Source organism: Brevundimonas sp., from assembly GCF_004210735.1.
Classification (GTDB): Bacteria; Pseudomonadota; Alphaproteobacteria; order Caulobacterales; family Caulobacteraceae; genus Brevundimonas.
In genome coordinates this window covers 1-19,998 of the sequence record NZ_SDZL01000040.1, presented here as the reverse complement: position 1 = coordinate 19,998, position 19,998 = coordinate 1, and the positions used below count along the sequence as shown (strand labels likewise).

The 19,998-nt window shown below is 68.3% G+C and carries 14 protein-coding genes; 8 read left to right on the top strand and 6 right to left on the bottom strand.

From position 1 onward, the window contains the following. The 5 genes from ilvC to EON91_RS10075 form a co-directional block, all read right to left on the bottom strand. Nucleotides 1–1,014, bottom strand: coding sequence for a ketol-acid reductoisomerase (gene ilvC / locus EON91_RS10095; protein WP_292094171.1), 1,014 nt, complete (start codon nt 1,012–1,014; stop codon nt 1–3). Between the two features lie 3 nt (nt 1,015–1,017). After that, nucleotides 1,018–2,754: a dihydroxy-acid dehydratase gene (locus EON91_RS10090; RefSeq protein WP_292094169.1), complete on the bottom strand. Its 1,737-nt coding sequence runs from the start codon at nt 2,752–2,754 to the stop codon at nt 1,018–1,020. A gap of 368 nt (nt 2,755–3,122) precedes the next feature. Next, nucleotides 3,123–4,568: a TolC family protein gene (locus EON91_RS10085; protein WP_292094166.1), complete on the bottom strand. Its 1,446-nt coding sequence runs from the start codon at nt 4,566–4,568 to the stop codon at nt 3,123–3,125. Then, nucleotides 4,568–7,837 carry a multidrug efflux RND transporter permease subunit gene (locus EON91_RS10080; protein ID WP_292094164.1) on the bottom strand — a complete coding sequence of 1,090 codons (3,270 nt, stop codon included), beginning with the start codon at nt 7,835–7,837 and terminating at the stop codon, nt 4,568–4,570. Before EON91_RS10080 ends, EON91_RS10085 begins: the two co-directional genes overlap by 1 nt. A gap of 30 nt (nt 7,838–7,867) precedes the next feature. After that, complete coding sequence (locus tag EON91_RS10075; RefSeq protein WP_292094163.1) at nt 7,868–9,058, bottom strand: efflux RND transporter periplasmic adaptor subunit; 1,191 nt, start codon at nt 9,056–9,058, stop codon at nt 7,868–7,870. A gap of 175 nt (nt 9,059–9,233) precedes the next feature. Between EON91_RS10075 and EON91_RS10070 the strand changes: the two genes are divergently transcribed. The 5 genes from EON91_RS10070 (at nt 9,234) to EON91_RS10050 (ending at nt 16,094) form a co-directional block, all read left to right on the top strand. Further along, nucleotides 9,234–9,797, top strand: a complete 564-nt coding sequence (locus EON91_RS10070; protein WP_292094160.1) for a TetR/AcrR family transcriptional regulator — start codon at nt 9,234–9,236, stop codon at nt 9,795–9,797. 89 nt (nt 9,798–9,886) lie between these two features. Further along, nucleotides 9,887–10,672, top strand: a complete 786-nt coding sequence (locus EON91_RS10065) for a LytTR family DNA-binding domain-containing protein (protein ID WP_292094159.1) — start codon at nt 9,887–9,889, stop codon at nt 10,670–10,672. 88 nt (nt 10,673–10,760) lie between these two features. After that, entirely contained in the window at nt 10,761–10,985 is a 225-nt protein-coding gene (locus EON91_RS10060; protein WP_292094156.1) for a hypothetical protein, read from the top strand. Between the two features lie 52 nt (nt 10,986–11,037). Further along, on the top strand, nt 11,038–11,379 hold the full coding sequence (locus tag EON91_RS10055; RefSeq protein WP_292094155.1) for a MarR family transcriptional regulator: 342 nt from the start codon (nt 11,038–11,040) through the stop codon (nt 11,377–11,379). A gap of 401 nt (nt 11,380–11,780) precedes the next feature. Then, entirely contained in the window at nt 11,781–16,094 is a 4,314-nt protein-coding gene (locus EON91_RS10050) for an autotransporter outer membrane beta-barrel domain-containing protein (RefSeq protein WP_292094153.1), read from the top strand. A gap of 64 nt (nt 16,095–16,158) precedes the next feature. On the opposite strand, the gene EON91_RS10045 is transcribed toward EON91_RS10050, so the two are convergent. Then, the gene (locus EON91_RS10045) at nt 16,159–16,383 is read right to left on the bottom strand and encodes a hypothetical protein (RefSeq protein WP_292094151.1); all 225 of its coding nucleotides are present in this window, start codon (nt 16,381–16,383) and stop codon (nt 16,159–16,161) included. Between the two features lie 95 nt (nt 16,384–16,478). On the opposite strand from EON91_RS10045, the gene EON91_RS10040 reads away from it, so the two are divergent. From EON91_RS10040 to EON91_RS10030, 3 genes are all read left to right on the top strand, one after another. Next, a complete protein-coding gene (locus EON91_RS10040) occupies nt 16,479–17,468 on the top strand; it encodes a WYL domain-containing protein (protein WP_292094148.1) in 990 nt (329 codons plus the stop codon). Between the two features lie 98 nt (nt 17,469–17,566). Beyond that, nucleotides 17,567–18,988 (top strand): hypothetical protein, encoded by a 1,422-nt coding sequence (locus tag EON91_RS10035; RefSeq protein ID WP_292094145.1) that lies wholly within the window; start codon nt 17,567–17,569, stop codon nt 18,986–18,988. 84 nt (nt 18,989–19,072) lie between these two features. Next, complete coding sequence (locus EON91_RS10030; protein WP_292094142.1) at nt 19,073–19,906, top strand: universal stress protein; 834 nt, start codon at nt 19,073–19,075, stop codon at nt 19,904–19,906. Nucleotides 19,907–19,998: the final 92 nt, after the last annotated feature.

Here is a 19,998-nt window from a genome sequence, read left to right as displayed (position 1 = left end):
TCAGGCGGCCTCTGATTTGGGGGCGTGCAGCCAGGCCATGCGCTCGCGCAGGCGGGCGCCCGTCTGTTCGATGGGCTGTTCGCCGTCGGCGCGGACCCAGGCGTTGTAGCGGGGCTTGCCCGCCTCGTTCTCGGCGATCCATTCGCGGGCGAACTGGCCCGACTGGATCTCGTCCAGGATGGTCTTCATCCGGGCGCGGGTCTCGTCGGTGATGACGCGCGGGCCCGACTTGACCGAGCCCCATTTGGCGGTCTCCGAGATGAACTCGTTCATCTTGGTCACCCCGCCTTCGTAGAACAGGTCCACGATCAGCTTCAGCTCGTGCATGCACTCGAAATACGCGATCTCGGGCTGGTAGCCGGCCTGGACCAGGGTGTTGAAGCCGGACATGACCAGCTCCTTCGCCCCGCCGCACAGGACCGCTTGCTCACCAAAGAGATCCGTCTCGGTCTCTTCGCGGAAGGTGGTCTCCAGCAGGCCGCCGGTGGCGCCGCCGATGCCGCGTGCATAGCCCATGGCGCGGTCGCGCGCCTTGCCGGTCGCGTCGCGCTCGATGGCGAACAGGGCGGGGACGCCCCGGCCGCGCGCGAACTCGCGGCGGACCAGATCGCCCGGCCCCTTGGGCGCGACCAGGATGACGTCCATGTCGGCGCGCGGCTGGATCCGCTCGTAGATGATCGAGAAGCCGTGGGCGAACAGGATGGCCGCGCCCGGCTTGGCGTTCGGTTCGATGATGTCGCGATAGACCTGGGCCTGGGCCATGTCGGGCGTCAGGACGGCGATGATGTCCGCGCCCTGGACCGCCTCGGCCGGTTCCGCCGTCGGGACGCCGTCGGCGGTGGCGTTGCGCCAGCCCCTGCCCCCGTGGCGGACGCCGGCGATCACGTCGTGGCCCGAGTCCTTCAGGTTCTGGGCGTGGGCCCGGCCCTGCGAGCCGTAGCCGATGATGGCGATGCGCTGGCCAGCGATAGCGCCGGGGCGAATGTCGTCGTCAGTGTAGATGGTGATGGCCATGGGTCAGGCGTCCTGTTCGGCGGTTTGCGGCGCCGACCGGATGGTCTGGGCCGGCGGCGGGTTGGGAATGGTGACGGCCCCCTGCGAGGCCGAGGCGACGGCGGCGCGGTATTTGGCGAAGACGCCGTGCGCGGGCCGGATGGCGGCGGGGACGAAGGCGGCGCGGCGCGCGGCCAGATCGGCGGCCACGTCGATCCGGCGGTTGGTGACATCGATTGCGATGCGGTCGCCGTCGCGGATCAGGGCGATGGGACCGCCCGCAGCCGCTTCCGGCGAGACGTGGCCGGCGACGAAGCCGTAGCTGGCGCCCGAGAAACGGCCATCGGTGATCAGGGCGACGTTCTGGACCCCGCGACCCTTCAGGGCGGCGGTGACCTGCAGCATCTCGCGCATGCCGGGGCCGCCCCGGGGCCCTTCGTAGCGGATGACGATGACGTCGCCGTCGCCGACCGAGCCGTCCTGAACCGCGTGGAAGGCGTCTTCCTCGCAGTCGAAGACGGCGGCGGGGCCTTCGAAGCGGTCGACCTTGTGGCCGGTCAGCTTGATGACCGCGCCGTCGGGCGCGACATCGCCATAGATGACGGCGAAGCTGCCGCGCGCCATGACCGGCGCGTCGAAGGCGGCGACGACCTGTTGGCCCGGCTGTTCCTCGGCCTCGGACGCCTCGGCGAACAGGCTGTGGCCGCTGACGGTGGGGGCGTTGACGATCTTGCCCGCCTGGGCCAGCCGCTGGACGACCAGGCGCGTGCCGCCCGCCGCATACAGGTGCGAGGCCAGGAAGCGACCGCCCGGCTTCAGGTCGCAGATGACCGGCGCCGCGACGCACGCCTGATGGCAGTCCTCGACCCCGAACTCGACGCCCGCCTCGGCCGCGATGGCGGTCAGGTGCATGACGGCGTTGGTCGATCCGCCCGAGGCGGAGACGGCGACGGCGGCGTTCTTCAGGCTGGCGCGGGTGATGTATTTGCGCGCGGTGTCGCCGGCGAAGACGCGTTCGACGATCAGGCGACCGCAGCGTTCGCCCTGCGCCCCCTTGGCCGGGTCGACGGCCGGAACGTCGTTCGCGCCCATCGGCGACAGGCCCATGATCGACAGGGCCATGGCCATGGTGTTGGCGGTGAACTGACCCCCGCAGGCGCCGGCGCCGGGGCAGACCGCGCTCTCGACCGCCTTCAGGCCCTCGTCGGACAGGGCGCCCGCGCCGTGGGCGCCGATAGCCTCGAACACCTCCTGGACCGAGACCTCGTTGCCGGCGATCACGCCCGGCATGATGGTGCCGCCGTAATAGACCAGGCCGGGGATATCCATGCGCGCCAGCGCCATGATGGCGGCGGGGATGGTCTTGTCACAGCCCACGATGCAGACGACGCCGTCCAGCTGATGGCCCTCGACGACCAGTTCGATGCTGTCGGCGACGACCTCGCGGCTGATCAGCGAGGCATTCATCCCCGCCGTGCCCATTGAGATGCCGTCGGTGACGACGATGGTGTTGAAATCGACCGGATAGCCGCCCGCTGCGATGACTCCCGCGCGCACGTCCCGGGCCAACCGGTCCAGGTGCATGTTGCAAGGCGTGACCGACGACCAGGTGTTGACGATGGCGATCATCGGCTTGTCGAAGTCGGCGTCCTGCATCCCCGCCGCGCGCAGGTAAGAGCGGGCGGCGGCGCGGTTGGGGCCGTGCGTCACCGCCGCGCTGCGCGCGTTCGGTTTCGGTCGGTTGTGGTTGTCGTCGGTCATCGGTCGGCTTTGAAATCCGGACCGTCCAGACACGAAAAACCCCGCTGCCTTTCGGTAGCGGGGTGGGTGCGGGACAGTCCTGTAAGGGTTCAGGTCAGGTCGCAGGCATCCACGCCGCTTGGGCGAGCGGAAGAAGAATTACGGCGAGTAGAATTACGCTGACCGACAGGGCGCGCAGATCCGCGACCGCTTGAGCGGTGGCGGCAGTCGCGGCGATGGCGGCGCGGTGGGACAAGGCGAAAAACTCTCGTTGAGTTAAGCCTTAATGCCATCAGGTTTGCTGCGCTGCAACCGTGATGGTGGAAAATGCGCAAAAATCTTGCAGTCCCGGGGCGGGTATAAGCCCGCCCCGCACGTTTTGACCGGTATCAGGCGGTGGGTGAAGAGGTTTCGCTCCACCCGCCGGCCAAGGCCTTGAACAGGCCGATCTGATAGGTAGCGACCTGGGCCTCGGACGCCGCCAGGGCGGACTCGGCGCCGGCCAGGGTGCGTTCGGCGTCCAGCACGCTCAGGAAGCTGTCGACACCGGCGTCAAAACGCAGGCGCGACAGGCGGGCGGCGTTGGCGGCCTGATCCCGCGCCTGGCGCAGCGAGGTGCGGCGATCCAGTTCGTTGGCGTAGGCGGACAGGGCGGTCTCGGTTTCCTGCAAGGCCGTCAGCACGGTCTGGTCGAAGGTCGCCAGCGCCGCGTCGGTATTGGCCCCCGCCGCCGCGATGCGCGCGCGCGCCACGGCGATGTTGGGGAAGGACCAGCTGATCAACGGGCCGAAGCTGAAGCGGGTGTTGCCGTCCTGGCCCAGATCCGAGGAATCGAGCGCGGTCGTGCCGATGGAGCCGCCCAGGCTGATGGACGGATACAGGGCGGCGGTCGCCACGTTCACCCGCGCCGCGGCGGCGGCCAGACGACGCTCGGCCTGACGCACGTCGGGGCGGCGGGCCAGAAGCGCCGCGCCGTCGCCCACCGGAATCGCCTGGGCGACGGTCGGGATGGTGGTGCAGTCACGGGCGGCGACGCTGGCCTGGGCCGGGGTTACGCCGGTCAGGGTGGCGAGGCGGAACAGGGCGGCGTCACGCTGGGCCCGCAGCGGCGGCAGGGTCGCCTGGGTCGAGGCGGCGGCCGAGCGGGCGCGGGCCAGGTCCAGTCCGTTGCCGGCGCCCTGATCCAGCAGATTCTGGGTCAGGCGGGCGGTGTCGTTCTGAAGCGACAGGGTGCGCTCCGCCACCGCGATCTGGGCGTTTGCGGCGCAGGTGTCGGCATAGGCGCGGGCGGTTTCGGCCGCGACGGTGACCCGCACCACGTCCAGGGCGGCGGCGGCGGCGTCCGCATCGGCGCGGGCCGCGCGGATGGTCGAGCCGACGCGACCGAACAGGTCGATCTCGTAGCTGACGTCCAGGCCGGCGTCGAAGGTGTCGACCTCGGGCGCGTCCTGACCGACGGGAACGCCGGGCGTGACGGCGCCGGACGCGCGCGACCGCTGGGCCGCGCCCGTCACCTGCGTCGAGGGCAGGCGGCCCGAGCGGGCCTCGGACAGGGAGGCGCGCACGGCCCGCAGGTTGGCGGCGGCGGCCTCAAGCTCGTTGTTCTCGGCCAGGGCCTGGACGATCAGGCCGTCCAGAACCGGGTCGTTGAACAGACGCCACCAGTCGTCGCGGGCCGCCGCCTGGGCGGTCACGGCGGGGTTGGCGGCGCCGATGAAGGCGCCCGACGCTTGGGGAGGGAGGGTGGCGTCGGGCGCCTTCGGCCCGACCGCACAGGCCGACAGGAGGGCGGCGGCCGATACGGCGGTCAGGATGGGGAGGGCACGGTTGATCATCAGGCGTCTCCGCTGCGGCCGGCGGGCGCCGGCGTGGGCGAGTCGGGGTCGTAGGGGTCATGCGGCGGCGTGCCGAAGGTGGTGGGCAGGTCGCGTTCCTTCTCCGGGGCCTTGGGCAGTTTGCCCGAAACCCAGCGCATCACGACGTAGAAGACCGGCGTGAAGATCAGTCCGAAGAAGGTCACGCCCAGCATGCCGAACACCACCGACACGCCCAGCGCCTGACGCATCTCGGCGCCGGGACCGGTGGCCAGGGCCAGCGGCAGCACGCCGAAGATGAAGGCGAACGAGGTCATCAGGATCGGGCGCAGACGCTGGCGGGCGGCCTGGATGGCGGCGTCGAAGCGGTTGAGCCCGTCGTTGTCCTCGCCCTGTTTGGCGAACTCGACGATCAGGATGGCGTTCTTGGCCGCAAGGGCGATCAGAACGACCAGGCCGATCTGGGTCAGGATGTTGTTGTCCATCCCGTTGATGTTCACCCCGACCATCGCGGCCAGGATACACATCGGCACGATCAGGATGACCGCCATCGGCAGGGTGAAGGCCTCATACTGGGCGGCCAGCACCAGGAAGACGAACACCACGGCCAGGACGAAGATCAGGGTGGCGGAGCTGCCGGCCTGCTTTTCCTGCAGGGCCAGGCCGGTCCACTCGTAGCTGAACCCTTCGGGCAGGGCCTGGGCGGCGATCTGCTCCATGGTGGTGAGGGCCTGACCGGACGAGACGCCGGGCGCGGCCTGTCCCTGCAGCTCGGCCGCCGGGAACAGGTTGTAACGGACCACGCGGACCGGGCCGGAGTCGTTCTTGAGCTGCGTCACCGACCCGATCGGCACCATGGCGCCCGAGGCCGACCGCACCTTGAAGTTGGCGATGTCGGCCAGGTCGTCGCGATACGCCGGCTCGGCCTGGGCGGTCACACGGAAGGTGCGGCCCAGGTAGTTGAAGTCGTTGACGTAGGTCGAACCCAGATAGGTCCCCAGCGTGTCAAAGACGGCCGAGGGCTGGACCCCCATCATCAGGGCGCGGTCACGGTCGACGTCGGCCGCGATGCGGGGCGAGCCGGTGTTGTACAGACTGAACACCTGCTGGACCTGTTCGGGCTGCTGGGCGGCGGCGCCCATCATGGCGAAGGTGGCCCCTTCCAGCGCCTTGAGGCCGGCGCCGGAACGATCCTGGATCATCATGGTGAAGCCGTTGCCGTTGCCCAGACCCTGAACGGCCGGGGGCGCGATCATGAAGATGGTCGCTTCCTCGATCACGCCGGTCGCGCCCGACAGGGCGCCGGCCAGGGCCGAAGCCGCCATTTCGGGCGTCTTGCGTTCGTCGAACTCGTCCAGGCGGATGAACATGGTCGCGGCGTTGGAGGCGGCCGAGAAGCTGGTGCCGTCCAGGCCGGCGAAGGCGGCCACGTCGGCCACGCCCTCGGTCTTGAGCGCGATCTCGACCGAGCGGTTCATGGCGGCCTCGGTGCGTTCCAGCGACGAGCCGGGCGGCAGTTGCACGACGCCGATCAGGAAGCCCTGATCCTGCTCGGGGATGAAGCCCCCGGGCGTGGCCATCAGGCGCCAGCCGGTCAGGCCCAGCAGGGCGACATAGACGATCAGCACGACGCCGACGGTGCGCACCAGGCGCGCGGTGACGCGACCATAGCGATCCGCCAGCCAGTCGAAGCCTTCGTTGAACTTGGCCCCGGCCCAGCCGACGTAGTGGGCGACGGTCCCCAGCGGGCCCTTCTTGCGCGCATGGGTGTCATGGGTCCTGTGCGGCTTGAGCAGCAGCGCGGCCATGGCGGGCGACAGGGTCAGCGAGACCAGTAGCGATATCAGCGCCGCAGAGGCGATGGTGACCGCGAACTGGCGGTAGAAGATGCCGGGGATGCCGGGCACGAAGGCGGTCGGCACGAACACCGCCGTCAGCACCAGGCCGATGGCGATCAGGGCCCCCGACACCTCCTGCATCGATTTGTAGGCGGCCTCCTTGGGCGTCAGGCCCTCGCGGATATAGCGCTCGACGTTCTCGACCACGACGATGGCGTCGTCGACGACGATGCCGACGGCCAGAACCAAGGCGAACAGCGACAGGGAGTTGATCGAATAGCCCAGCGCCAGTTGCACCGCGAAGGTGCCGACCAGGGCCACGGGAATGGCGACGATGGGGATGATGGCGGCGCGCCAGGTCTGCAGGAAGACCAGCACCACGATCACGACCAGCACGACGGCTTCGAGCAGGGTGTGCTCGACCGCTTCCACCGAGGCGGCGACGTATTCGGTCGGGTTATAGGGGATGGAGTATTTCATCCCCGCCGGGAAGGCGGCGGACAGGCCATCGACTTCCTGCAGCACCGCCTTGGCGGTCGACAGGGCGTTGGAGCCCGGCTGCTGGATGATGGCCATGCCCACGCCGCGCTGGCCCGAGAAGTAGCCGTTGATGCCGTAGTCCTGACTGCCGATCTCGACGCGTCCGATGTCGCGGACGCGGGTCACGCGACCCTGGGCATCGGTCTTGATGACCACTTCGGCGAACTGATCCGGATCGGTCAGGCGGCCCTGAACCTGCACCGGCAGCTGGAAGGCGGCGGCGCTGGTCGGATAGGGCGGCTGGCCGATGGCGCCGGCCGCGGCCTGGATGTTCTGGGCGCGCAGGGCAGCGACGATTTCGGGCGCCGTCAGGTCGCGCGCAGCGGCCTTGGCCGGGTCGATCCAGACCCGCATCGAATAGTTGCCGCCGCCGAAGACCTGGACCTGACCCACGCCATCAAGGCGCAGCAGGCGGTCGCGGATGGTCGAGTTGGCGTAGTTGCCCAGATAGTCGGTATCCAGATTGGGGTCATCCGACGTGAGGGCGACCAGCATCAGGAAGTCCGACGACTGCTTGTTCACCGTCACGCCGATCTGGCGCACCTGCTCGGGCAGGCGGGGTTCGGCCAAGGCGACCCGGTTCTGGACCAGCACCTGGGCCGTATCCAGGTCGGTGCCGGGCTTGAAGGTCACGGTGACGCTGACCACGCCGTCCGCGGTCGAGGACGACTGGAGGTACAGCATGTTCTCGACGCCGTTGACCTCCTGCTCGATCGGAGCGGCGACGGTTTCGGACAGGGTCTCGGCCGAGGCGCCGGGATAGGCGGCGCTGATGGCGATCTGCGGGGGTGCGATCTCCGGATACTGCGACAGCGGCAGCTGCGGCAGGGCGAAGGCCCCGATCAGGGTGATGAAGACCGAAATCACGATCGCAAAGATCGGTCGGTCGATGAAGAAGCGGGAGATATTCATGGATTATGATCCGGCCCTGCGGCCGCCCCCCTAACCGGCCGTGCCGGCGAAGGTGGCGGTCGAGGCGACGGGCGCCGAGGTGGTGGGCGCTTCGTTCTTTTGCTCGACGGGCTTGATCGTCCCGTTCTGCGCGGTGACCTTGGCGCCCGGCTGGGCGCGCTGAAGGCCATTGATGATGACCCGGTCGTTCGGAGCCAGACCGCCGCGTATGACGCGCAGGCCGTTGGCCAGCGGGCCCGTCTGGACCGGCTTGGCCGCGACCGTGCCGTCGGCGGCCACGACCAGGACCACGCGCATCGGACCGTTGGTCGAGATGGCCGAATCCGGCACCAGCATCGCCTGATAGGCGCCGCCGCCGGCCAGTTGGGCGTGACCGAACATGCCGGGCTTCAGGAAGCCGTCGGCATTGGGCACCACGGCCCGGAAACGGATCGTGCCCGAGGCCGAGTCGATGGCGTTATCAGTGAAGTCCAGCGTGCCGCTCCAGCGATAGTCGCTTTCGTCCTGCAGGCGGATGCGGATCGGCGAGGCGCCGCCCTTGCGGGCTTCGCGCTGGTATTTCAGCACCAGAGCCTCGGAACCTTCGAAGGTGAAGTAGATCGGCGCCGACGAGACGATGGTCGTCAGCACGTCGCCGGCCGACGAACCGCCGCCGACCAGATTACCCGGATCGACGCGACGGTCGGACACCTTGCCCGAAACGGGGGCGGTGACGCGGGTGAACTCCAGATCCAGCTGGCGGGCGCGGACGGCGGCCTGGGCGGCGGCCAGATTGGCCTGGGCGCCGGCCAGGGCGCCGCGCTGGGCGTCAACCTCGGCCTGGGACACGGCCTGCGAGGTCAGCAGCGATTCGCTGCGGGTCAGATTGGCACGGGCCAGGGTCTGCTGGGCTTCGGCCTGGGCGACCTGGGCGCGGGCGGCGGCCAGAGCGGCCTGGGCCGGGCGCGGATCGAGGGTGAACAGTAACTGACCGCGCCGGACGAACTGGCCGTCGCGGAAATGGACCGCCTGCACATAGCCGCCGACGCGGGCGCGAACGTCCACCGACTGGGTCGCCTCGAACCGGCCCGTGAACTCATCCCAGTCCACGACCTGTTGCGACAGGGGGGCGGCGACGGTCACTGGCGGCGCGCCGGGCGCGGGCGCCTGCTTGCCTTGCGAGCAGCCATAAAGGGCGCCCGTCAGCATGACGGACACCGCAGCAATCTTCAGCCTGCGCATCGGCGCAATCTCCCGGTCGGGGGGTTCTGTACAGACACGACTCGACGATAAGGGGAGGGTCGAGTCAACGTGTGGTGACTTAGTCGTTCACGGCGGCGCTTGTCAACGGGTGATGACAAATCCATATTGGGGCTAAGGTTATCACCATTCATACGATTAGGATCACGCATTGATCATGGTCTGCGGGCCCCGGCCCCGAAACGCCGCCGCCACCCGCGGGGCCATTCTGGAAGCGGCCACATGCCGCTTTGTCAGCCATAGCTATGACGACGTGGGCATGCGCGACATCGCCCGCGACGTCGGCGTCGATCCCGCGCTGATCAGCCGGTATTTCGGGTCCAAGGAAGAGCTCTTTTCGGCTGTACTCGAAGGCTGTCAGGGCCGTAACGAGATGCTGGAAGGAGATCGCTCCGGCTATGGCGAGCGGGTGGCGCGCGAACTGGTCTTCGGCGAGGGGCAGCCTGAAAAGCTGCGCGCCCTGCTGATCATCCTGCGTTCGATCGGCTCGGCCAAGGCGGTCGAGGTGGTGCGGGCGTCGGCGGGCGAGCGGTTCTTTGATCCCTTTGCAGTGTGGATCGGCGGTGAAGACGCGGTCGTTCGCGCACGGCTGGCCGCCAGCGTCATCATGGGCTTTGCCGTGAACCGCGAAGTGACCGGCACCCACAATCTGTCGCCCGAAGAATGCGAACGCCTGTGCAGCCGTCTGGCTGTCACACTGCAGGGGTTCATCGACGGCTGATCAGTCCGCCATTGACACCCTGCAAAGGAAAACAGGAATAATCGGGCGGAAGTCCAGGCCAGAGCCGGACGGGGACGGTTTCTGTTATCATGGTGATGCCTGCCGAGCGTGATGCGACCGTCACCGGACCGGTCCCGCGCCTGCGTATCCTGCTGGTTGACGATGAGCCGCTGGCGCGGGCGCGAATGCGTGTGCTGCTGGACGGTCGCGAGGATATCGTCATCGTCGGAGAGGCCGGGGACGCCGCAACCGCGTCGGAACTGATCGAGGCGGTGAATCCGGATCTGCTGTTGCTGGACATCGAGATGCCCGGGCAGGACGGGCTGAGTCTGGCGCAGACACTGCGAGCCCGGACCGAGATCGGCGTTGTCTTCGTGACCGCCCACTACGAATTCGCTGTCGTCGCCTTTGAGATCGATGCGATCGACTATCTGTTGAAGCCGGTCGATCCCGGAAGGCTGGCCACAGCATTGGTCAAGGCACGCCGGTCGCGCCCCGCAATGGAGCCGTCGCCGACCCCGGCGAGGTCTGCGGAAAATGACTACGCCAACACCCTGTGGGTTCAGTCGCGCGGCGGGCTGGTGGGCATACCCCTCAGCACGATCGAATGGATCGAGGCGGCGCGCGACTATGTCCTGCTACATACGGACAGTCGGGCCCACATCCTGCGTGCGACCATGACAGGGCTGGAGCGGCAGCTTGATCCAGCCCTGATGGTTCGGGTCAGTCGCTCGGCCTTTGTGCGACGCGACGCGATCGTCGGCCTGACGCCGCATGGGCGCGGCGGGCTGGTGGTCATCCTGGCCGGGGGCGGGGGTGTGAAGGTTGGGGCGACCTTTGTGGCCGGCATCGGTCGGCAGTTTGCAAACGTCTAAAAATCCTTTGTAGAATTTTCGTCGCGGTTCGCTGGTTTCCGGGCGGCAATCATTGTGTGTTGGCGTCAGTTTTGGAGCCGGTCACGCCGTGAAGATTCAAGCCATTCTCTCCATCGATATCGAAGCGGACGACGTCCGCGACGTTCACTATCACAAATCGCGCCTGGAACGGGCGCTGAACGAGCTGAAGGTTCAATATCCCACGACGCAGCTGGTGCTGAAGACGCGGCGCCCCCGGGTGGCGCCTCGCGCTGCGCCGCCGCCGAAGCTGGGCGAAGGCTTTGAACTGGTCAGGGTCAAGTATGTCGGCTGACCGGGAGATCTTCCAGGCGCACCGCGGATCGCTGGCGCGCACCCTGGCGCATATGCGCCAGACCTATGCTGACATCACGCTGACAGAAATCGTGACGTTCCTGACCATCGTCGAGAACGAGGGCGTCACTGTTTCCGGGCTGGCCCGCCTCTGCGGCTTCACCGAAGCGACGGCGTCGCGCACGATCCGGGGCTTGGCCCCTGCTGAGATGCCGGGCGCTCTTTCACCTTCGCGTGGGCTGGTTCACCTGATGCGCGGCCCCACCGAAAACCGGTCGCGTCACGCGTTTCTGACGCCCAAAGGCCGCGGTCTGGCGGTCGCCTTGGATGAATTGATGGCCGTTCCCCCCATTGCCGCCAGTGTCGCAGGGGCCGGGACCCAGGCCGCAGCGTAAGCCATTTCACAAAGCGTTCGTGGCAACTCTGACGCCGAACCGTTGCTCGTCTGGTGCAAAGGCGCGGCGGCTCTGTCCGTGCGCTGGATCGCGGCAAGCGACCGATTTCCACCATGCCTTTCGTGGCGGATCAGAGCGGTAGCAACGACGGCGTTATGGCTAGCCAACGTGGACCTTTGCGTTCGTGAATCCGGGATGAAATCATCCAGGGGGTGGAACGACACGCGCGCGAGGGCGGGTTCGACGTCGAGCTGCCGCTGCCGCTCGAGCATGGAATAGGCGTCGCTTATTTGCAGGTTCGTCTGATTTTGGTCCGCTAGGGCGCAAATCGGTCGGGCCGCCATCCCTGTAATCGTTGAACGCAGACAAGGCGAAGCTCCTGAAAGAGGAGTTTCTGATCCATGTCCCCCCGTTCCGCAGGCCCCCGTCTGACCGCCGTTCTGATGGCAACCACCGCGCTGGCCGGCGCACCTGCGCTGTTGATCGCTGGCGAAGCACGCGCTGTCGACGAGTGCGGAGCGCCTGTCGCGGGCGTGGTCAACTGCGCCCAGGCTGATGGCCCCTATGCAGGCGGTATCGCCTATGTCGCCTCGGGACCGCTGACCGTGAACCTTGAGGCCGGGACCGCAGCGGCCAGGGTTGAGTTGATGGGCGACGGTCTGGGCGCGCTGACGCTGAACGCCCCGGGAGCCGATATCGGCGACACAGCGACCCATGTGGGCGTTCTGGGGATCCATTCGGCCACGCCGACGTCGGGGACGACCAGCCTGGTTCTCGGCGATGTCACGGCCGGCGCGTCGGCAGGTCAGGGCGTCATCGTCATGGGCGCTTACGGCGTCGATATCAGCGCCGACACCATCACGGCCGGTCATCGCGGCATCAATATCGCGCCCGGAGGAGCGCCCGGCGCGGGCGGCGATGTGCGGATCGCCTTCAACCGAATGGATGTGAACAGCGCCGGGGGCGGCGCGGGCGTGACGGGCGAGAGCTTCGGTGACGCCTCCATCCTGTTTGGAGACATGAATGTCACCGGCGAGCTGACGCGTGGCCTGAGTTTCAAGAGCCACGGCGACATGGTCGTGCGCGGTACGTCGATCACAACCAGCGGCGGCGTTAGCGGGGCCAACTATCTGGAGGTTGGCGGCGATCTGAACCTATTGATCGAAAGCATCACAACTACGGGCGCCGGGGCAGCCGGTCTGGTGGTGGGAGCGAACGGCGCAGGCGAGGGACCCGGAAATTTTGACGTCAATCTGGGCAGTGTGACGACGAACGGCGCAGACGCCACCGGCGTGTCCGTCATGAACGCGGGCCAGGTCAACGTCAGCGTCGGCAGCGTCAGGGCGCTGGGCGGCGGCAATGGCGTGATCGCCCATGGTGATATGGGGGTCTATGTTCTGGCGGCTGAGGTCGAGACCCTGCTGGGCGATGGCATCGACGTGCAGGCCGATCTGGGTCAGGCCTTCGTCGAGGCGGGTATGATCAAGGTCGATGGCGACGACGCCTTCGGCATCCGGTACAGCGCGCGGGACGGCGGCCAGGTGACGGCGACCCGGATCGAGACAACGGGCGATGGTGGTTACGGTCTGCACGCCCAGGCTCGTAACGCCTTCTCCGCCAGCATCGACTCCATCGAGACGGCGGGGGTGGGCGCGACGGGGCTGTATGTTCGCGCGACCGGCGCCATCCAGATTTATGCGGGGGACATCACGACCCATGGTGCTGAATCAGGCGGCCTGAATATTCGCGGCGCAGGCGACACCGCGCTGATCTCGGTGGAGGCGATCGAAACCTTTGGGGCCGGTTCGCACGGCGCGGCGGCGATTCAGGAAGGCGGGGGCGCCCTGACGCTGGAACTCGGCACGGTGCGCACGCACGGTGAAAGCTCGATCGGCGTGATGGCCGATCTCTCGACTCTACCAGCGCTGGCGGGTGAGGGCGCGGCCCTGCTGACGGTGAAGGCCGGGAGCGTGCACACGTCCGGCGACGGCGCACAGGGGGTTATAGCCGCCGCGCATGCGGCCGACGTGGTGGTCGATCTGGGTCATGTTGAAACCGAAGGCGACGACGCGGCCGGGGTCACTGTCTACGGAAACCAGAACGTCGATGTGAAAGTTGAAACCATCGTCACGGCCGGCGACAACAGCGCCGGTCTGGTACTCGATACGCCGGAAGCGACGGTCACTGTGCTTTTGGGACAGGTCACGACCAAGGGCGAGGGCAGCAGCGGCGTGGCCATGGCCGAGGATCGACTGGCCGACACCATCACCCTGATCGCCGGTTCCATCGCTACCCAGGGCTATGACGCCTATGGCCTGGCTCTCGAGGCGGTCGAGACGTTGACGGTCGAGGTGGGAAGCATTTCGACCACGGGCGACTTCGGCATGGGCGCCGTGCTGGGCTCCAACACCCTGACGGAAGACATCGGCATAGCGGCTTATGTCGACTCCATCGAAACGGCGGGATTCGCCGCCACGGGATTGTTTGCCCGCACGACCGCAGGGGTCGAAATCGGCGTCGATGAGATCTGGACGAGTGGCGATCACGCCTATGGCGCCCAGGTCAACGCCAACGGCGGTGCGATGGCGCTGGGCAAGGTGACGACGAAGGGGCAGGAGGCGGTCGGTGTCTATCTGAACGCGGGCGAGGCCGATTTCGACCTTCAGCTCGGCGAGATCTCGACCGGAGGCGCGGATGCGACGGGCGTGGTCGTCAACGCCCAGGGCGACGTCAGCGCCGAGATCGGCAAGGTGCTGACCGCATGCGACAACGCCGTTGGCGTGTCGATGGAAGTGGCAGGGACGTTGAACCTGTTGCTGGGTCAGATGCGCACCGAGGGCGACAACGCCCATGGCCTGTCGGTTCTGGCGCAGGGCGCCGATATCGATCTGGTCGGGCAGGTCTGGACCCACGGTGACGCGGACGCTGTGCGTATCACTGTCGAGGAAGATCTGAGGATCGATTTCGGCGGGGGTGTGCGCGCCGATAGCGGGACGGCCGTTCGGCTGGCTTCCGGTGGCGCGATGACGGCGGCCGTCGCTGCGGGGGCCGTGGTCCACGGCCGCGACGCAGGCTTTGATCTGGACGCCGCGGGCGGCGTGACGCTGGAGAATGCGGGCCACATCGCGTCGGACACTGATCTGGCTGTCCTGGTTCAGAACGGCGCTCTGACCTTGAATAACACCGGCCGAATTACGGGCCGGGTCGTCAGCCTGGACGACAACGCCGGCGATACGATCGAGAACGCCGGCGAGTTCGTGGCGCGGGGCGTCAGCGACTTTGGCGGTGGCGAGGACGTGTTCCGCAACCTGTCGGGCGGGGTGTTCACCTTGCTGGAGCCACAGACGGCCGGCTTGCGGCTGGCCGCAGCGGCGGCGCCCGTCGAAACAGCGCTGCTGGGCCTGGAGCGGTTCATCAACGCCGGGACGGTCAGTCTGGTGAACGGAGTGGCGGGCGACAACCTGACGATGGACGGCGTGTTCGTGAACCAGGCCGGGGGCGTGCTGCAGCTGGATCTGGACACGACCGGAGCGACGGCCGTGGCCGATACGCTGGATATCGGCTCGCTGGACGGCGACCTGACGGTGCAGCTGAAGGTGAAGGGACAGGGCGTGATCGGCGATGCCGGCGTGACCCTGCTGAAATCCGGCGGATCCCAGGTGGGCGACGAACTGACGGTCCAGTCGCTGGACGGCAGCTTCGTCGCCTATACGGTGGCCTATGACGCGACGTCGGGCAGCTATGGCCTGATCGGCGATCTGGCGGTTCAGGCCTATGAGCCGACCAAGGTCGCCACGGGCGCCCAGGCCCTGTGGCGGCGCGGGGCGGACGTGGTCTCGGCCCGCCGGGCCCAGATCCGCGACGATCAGTCGACGGCCCATCGCGACGCGGGCAAGGCCAGCGTCTGGGTGCAGGCCTTCTCGGGCAGCGAGGACGTGTCGGCCCACCGACAGTTCGACTTCAACAACAGCCCGACCACCGCGAACCTGAACCACGAGATCCGGACGCAGGGGGTCCAGATGGGCGCCGACGTCCTGCTGCCGTTCGGCGGCGGCGATCTGGTGCTGGGCGCCTCGGGCGGGCTGGGTCAGGTCGAGCAGACCTTTGACGGCAATGGCGATGTGTCCGAGTTCGACAGCGTCTCGCTGGGCGCCTACGCCCAGTGGTTCATGGGGCCGTGGTCGGTCGGGGCCATGGTCAAGCATGAGGACCACGACCTGACCTATCGCTGGACCTCGGCCGACCTGCGCGACGAGGCGGGCGGCGAAACCTGGGGCGGCCGGGTCGAGGCGGCCTGGCGGGTACAGACCGCGGACGGCCTGTTCATGGAGCCGGCGGCCTCGCTGTCGGTCAATGAAACGGACCTGGACGGCGTCACCGGCGACGCGGGCGACGTGGCGTTCGGTTCGACCCGCAGCGTGCTGGGCCGGGTTGGGATGAAGGCCGGCTTCGCCCGCCGGGTGAACGGCGTGACCGCCCAGCCCTATCTGGGTCTGCACGGTGTCCGGGAGTTCGACGGCCGCAACGTCTCGCGCCTGACCTTCGGCGGCGATGTCTTCACGGTGAAGGACACGGGCGAGGAAGCCTGGCTGGAAGGCGTGATCGGGGTGAACGTCGCCACGCCGTCGGGTCTGGGCGTCTTTGTTCAGGCCGAAGGTCTGACGGGTGGACGCGGCGGTCACGCCCTGCGGATCGGCGCCCGCTACAACTGGTAGGCAGCGCGTAGAGCTGGATCGCGAGCGGCCCCGTCATGATGGCGGGGCCGTTTCGTCATGCCGATCAGGCGGCCAGGCGGAACTCGGCCGCTGGCGACGGGGCGGCTGTGAGGGCGGCGTGGAACTCGTCCCACAGGGCGTCCTCGTCAGAGTAGCGGGCGCTGGCGGCGGCGCTGATGACGTCGACGACCTGCTCTTCCAACCGATCCCAGATGACGGCCAGATCAGAGGCCCCGGCGGCTTCGCACGGGACGATCATATAACGGTCGGACAGGGTCTGGCGGGCCATGGATAAGGTCTCCTGAAGCGATTGTCTCTTGCTGATGATGAGAAGATGCGACAGCATTGCGTCAGTTTCGGACGTATGTTTGCAGGATCGCACCGATGCGCCACGACAAGGCGGTTATGGTCATCGAACTGGCGCGCGGCATGGCAGCCAGCGCCGAGGGGCTGACGCTGGATGAAATGGCGGCCCAGCTGCGGGTGGGTCGCCGCACGGTCGAGCGTATGCGCGACGCGGTGCTGATGCTGTTCCCCCAGGTGGAGGAGGTGTCGGACCCGCCGACCAAGCGCTGGCGCATCCGGGGCGGCCTGTCGGGGTTCGAGCAGGCGCCGACCGCGACCGAGATGCTGGAGCTGTCGAAGGCGGCGCAGGCCCTGCGCGCGGCGGGGGAGTCGGCGCGTGCGGCGGCGCTGGAGGGGTTGGAGCGCAAGGTCAAGGCGGCCATGCGCTCGACCACGCTGAACCGGCTGGCGCCTGATCTGGAGGCGCTGGTGCGGGCCGAGACGATCGCCGTTCAGGCTGGACCACGCCCATCGGCGGACGAGGCGGTGCTGGCCGAAATCCGGGGTGCGGTGCTGTCGCAGCGCCCGTTGGAGTTTCTGTATTCCCGCCCCGGCGCCGAGGCGCGCACCCGTAGCGTGGCGCCCTGCGGCCTGATGTTCGGGCGGGCCAACTATCTGGTGGCGGCGGACCGTGAGAGCGGGCGCATCCAGACCTTCCGCCTGGACCGCATGACCTCGGTTGTGGCGGGGCAAGGGGTGGCGACGCCGCCAGCCGATTTCGACCTGGGCGCCTTCGCCAGCCAGTCATTCGGCATCTATCAGGACGAGATCGAGGAGGTGGTGCTGAGCATCGCCCCCGCAGGCGCGGCCGAGGCGCGCGGCTGGCGCTGGCATCCGACGCAGACGATCGAGGACCAGCCGGACGGGGCGGTGGTGGTGCGGTTCCGCGCCTCGGGCATGCGCGAACTGGCGTGGCACCTGTTCACCTGGGGCGACCAGGTGACGATCGAGGCGCCCCAGCGGTTGAAGGCGGTCATGGCCGGGGAACTGGCCGCCGCCCAGCGCGCTCTGGACCGGGCCGACGCCTGAACCGATCCGCGCCGCAAGCCTGACCGAAACGTAAGGTGACGCTGGCGGGGGCAGGGTCTAGCACCTTGGACCACGCCGTTCCGGAGCCACCGATGCGAATGATCGCGCCTGTCCTGTCCCTGACCCTGCTGGCCGCCTGCGCCTCGGCGCCCGCCCAGGATCGCAGGGTGATCAGCGCGCCCGATACGGTCGCGGTGACGGTGACGCGGGATGCGGACCGCTGGACCGCCGATTTCCAGCTGAACGACGACGCCCCCGTCTGGGCCTTCTTCGATTCGGCGCTGCTACGCGAGACGCGCCAGCCCTGGCGCCCGGCCTGGTGGCGGGTCGAGACGCCCGGCGTGGTGCTGGAACGCCAGGGCGACTACGACATCCTGCGGTCCGTGGACGGAGGGCCGTTGCCGCGCGGTATCCGGATCGTCATGCAGCCGCGCGCGGGTGATCTGGAGGCCGCCTATGATCCGGCGCTGGTCTTCTCTAACGGGGCGGTGGCCCTGTATTCCGAGCAGTTCAACCTGATCCCCCTGCCGTCGATAGAGGCGGCGCGCGCCTTGCCGTCGGACCTGAACGGGCAGGAGACACCGGGCGGCCCATCCGTCGTCACCTGGCGCGATACGGCGGGGCCGGTGCTGTTCAAGGGCGCGCGCCAGCCGGTGGCGACCGAGCGCGAGGCCAGCACCTATGTATTGTTCGGCGACGTGCCGATCCAGCAGGGACGGGGCGTGACCACGGCCATGGATCCCGGCCTGCCGACCTGGCTGAGCGAGCAACTGACCGCCTTCACCCCGCGCGTGATGGACTATTACACCACACGGCTAGGGGCGGCCGAGACCCGGCCGCCGATGGTCATGGCCGACTGGAGCGGGCCATCGTCCGGCATGACCAGCATGGGCGGAAGCGTCCTGCCCGGCCTGATCACCATGAGCTTCGAGGGCGAGGGTGTGATGCAGGCTTCGGCGCCGGTGCTGGCCCGCGCCTATTGGTTCATCGCCCACGAGGCGGCGCATTTCTGGATGGGGCAGAACGGCTTGGTCTATGAGTTCAGCCGCGACGCCTGGATCACCGAGGGCGGAGCGGACCTGATGGCCTTGCGCGCGATCAAGGCGATCGAACCGGATTATGACGATCGGGCGGAACTGCAAAAGGAAGTGGATGACTGCGTGCGGCTGGCGACTGGCAAGGCGGTCGCCACAGCCGAGGGGCGGGGCGAGCACCGGGCCTATTACGCCTGCGGGGCCGTGTGGTCGCTGGCCATGGAGTCGGCAAGCCGGCGTGGCGGCCGGGGCGACTGGTTCGACATCGTGCGCCACTTCCGTGAGGCCAATCGCGATGACGGTATTCTGACGCGCGCTGAATGGCTGGCGGAGCTGACGCGGATCACCGGTGATACCGCCGCGTCGGACCGGATCGCCCGGATGCTGGACACCGGCGTGGCCGACCCCTCATCAGAACTTGCGCGCCTGTTCGATCGGACGGGCGTGGCCTATCGACTGACGGCGGGGCGCGTGACGCTGGAATAGCCGTCGCACTCGTCAATTTTGATGAGGATCAAGGCCGATCGACCCGCTCGGGCGTTTCTGTGCAGCGAGCGATAGGAGGCCGTCATGAGCTATGCTGCGCTGGTCGTCTATGTGGACGACGAACCCGACAATGAGGCGCGGATCGCCTTGGGCTGCGAGCTGGCGCGGATCTGGGACGCCCATCTGATCGGCGTATCCGGCTGCGAGGAGGTGGCTCCGCTCAGCGACGCCTATGGCGCGGGCATCCTGATGGGCGAGGTCGTCGCCGTGCGTCAGGAGCGCGCCGAAAGAGAGTTGGCCGCGGCCGAGACGCGCTTTCGCGCCCTGACGAAAGCGATGGATGTCGTTGCGGAATGGCGGTCCGACGTGGGGCCGCCGACGCCGGTGGCGCTGCGTCATGCGCGGTCGGCGGACATGCTGATCGTCGGGCGGGACGCGGGGACCGCTTCGCCCTGGCGCGCGCCCAACGCGGCCGATCTGGTGATGCGGGCGGGGCGTCCGGTGCTGATCGTGCCGCCCAATCCGGCGCGCCCGCCGGTGGGCAGTCCGGCGGTGGTGGCCTGGACCGACAGTCGCGAGGCGCGCCTGGCTGTGCAAGCGGCCCTGCCGCTGTTGCGGGCGGCGTCAAAGGTCACGGTGGTCGAAATCGCCGAGGCGGAGGGCGTGGAATCCGCCCGTCTGCATGTCGCCGACGTGGCGGCCTGGCTGCTGCGGCACGGCGTAAAGGCCGAAGGCTTGGCCAAGGTCCAGGACGACCGCTCCACCGGCCGTCGCCTGCTGGACTGCGTCGGCGAGACGGAGGCGGGCCTGCTGGTCAGCGGCGCCTGGGGCCATAGCCGGATGCGCGAATGGATCTTCGGCGGTGTGACGCAGACCCTGCTGACGGAAAGCCCGGTGGCGCTGCTGCTGGCGCATTAGGCGAATGGATAGGGGCTCACCGACTTCGACCAGTCGTCCACGGTCAGGGCGCGGCCCAGCGGGGGTTCGGCGCGTTCGGCGCAGGGGTGGCG

Excerpts from the sequence above, each read along its gene's own strand:
- ilvC (WP_292094171.1), bottom strand. The coding sequence starts at position 1,014 with ATGGCCATCACCATCTACACTGACGACGACATTCGCCCCGGCGCTATC.
- EON91_RS10090 (WP_292094169.1), bottom strand. The coding sequence starts at position 2,754 with ATGACCGACGACAACCACAACCGACCGAAACCGAACGCGCGCAGCGCG.
- EON91_RS10085 (WP_292094166.1), bottom strand. The coding sequence starts at position 4,568 with ATGATCAACCGTGCCCTCCCCATCCTGACCGCCGTATCGGCCGCCGCC.
- EON91_RS10080 (WP_292094164.1), bottom strand. The coding sequence starts at position 7,837 with ATGAATATCTCCCGCTTCTTCATCGACCGACCGATCTTTGCGATCGTG.
- EON91_RS10075 (WP_292094163.1), bottom strand. The coding sequence starts at position 9,058 with ATGCGCAGGCTGAAGATTGCTGCGGTGTCCGTCATGCTGACGGGCGCC.
- EON91_RS10070 (WP_292094160.1), top strand. The coding sequence starts at position 9,234 with ATGGTCTGCGGGCCCCGGCCCCGAAACGCCGCCGCCACCCGCGGGGCC.
- EON91_RS10065 (WP_292094159.1), top strand. The coding sequence starts at position 9,887 with ATGGTGATGCCTGCCGAGCGTGATGCGACCGTCACCGGACCGGTCCCG.
- EON91_RS10055 (WP_292094155.1), top strand. The coding sequence starts at position 11,038 with ATGCGCCAGACCTATGCTGACATCACGCTGACAGAAATCGTGACGTTC.
- EON91_RS10050 (WP_292094153.1), top strand. The coding sequence starts at position 11,781 with ATGTCCCCCCGTTCCGCAGGCCCCCGTCTGACCGCCGTTCTGATGGCA.
- EON91_RS10045 (WP_292094151.1), bottom strand. The coding sequence starts at position 16,383 with ATGGCCCGCCAGACCCTGTCCGACCGTTATATGATCGTCCCGTGCGAA.
- EON91_RS10040 (WP_292094148.1), top strand. The coding sequence starts at position 16,479 with ATGCGCCACGACAAGGCGGTTATGGTCATCGAACTGGCGCGCGGCATG.
- EON91_RS10035 (WP_292094145.1), top strand. The coding sequence starts at position 17,567 with ATGATCGCGCCTGTCCTGTCCCTGACCCTGCTGGCCGCCTGCGCCTCG.
- EON91_RS10030 (WP_292094142.1), top strand. The coding sequence starts at position 19,073 with ATGAGCTATGCTGCGCTGGTCGTCTATGTGGACGACGAACCCGACAAT.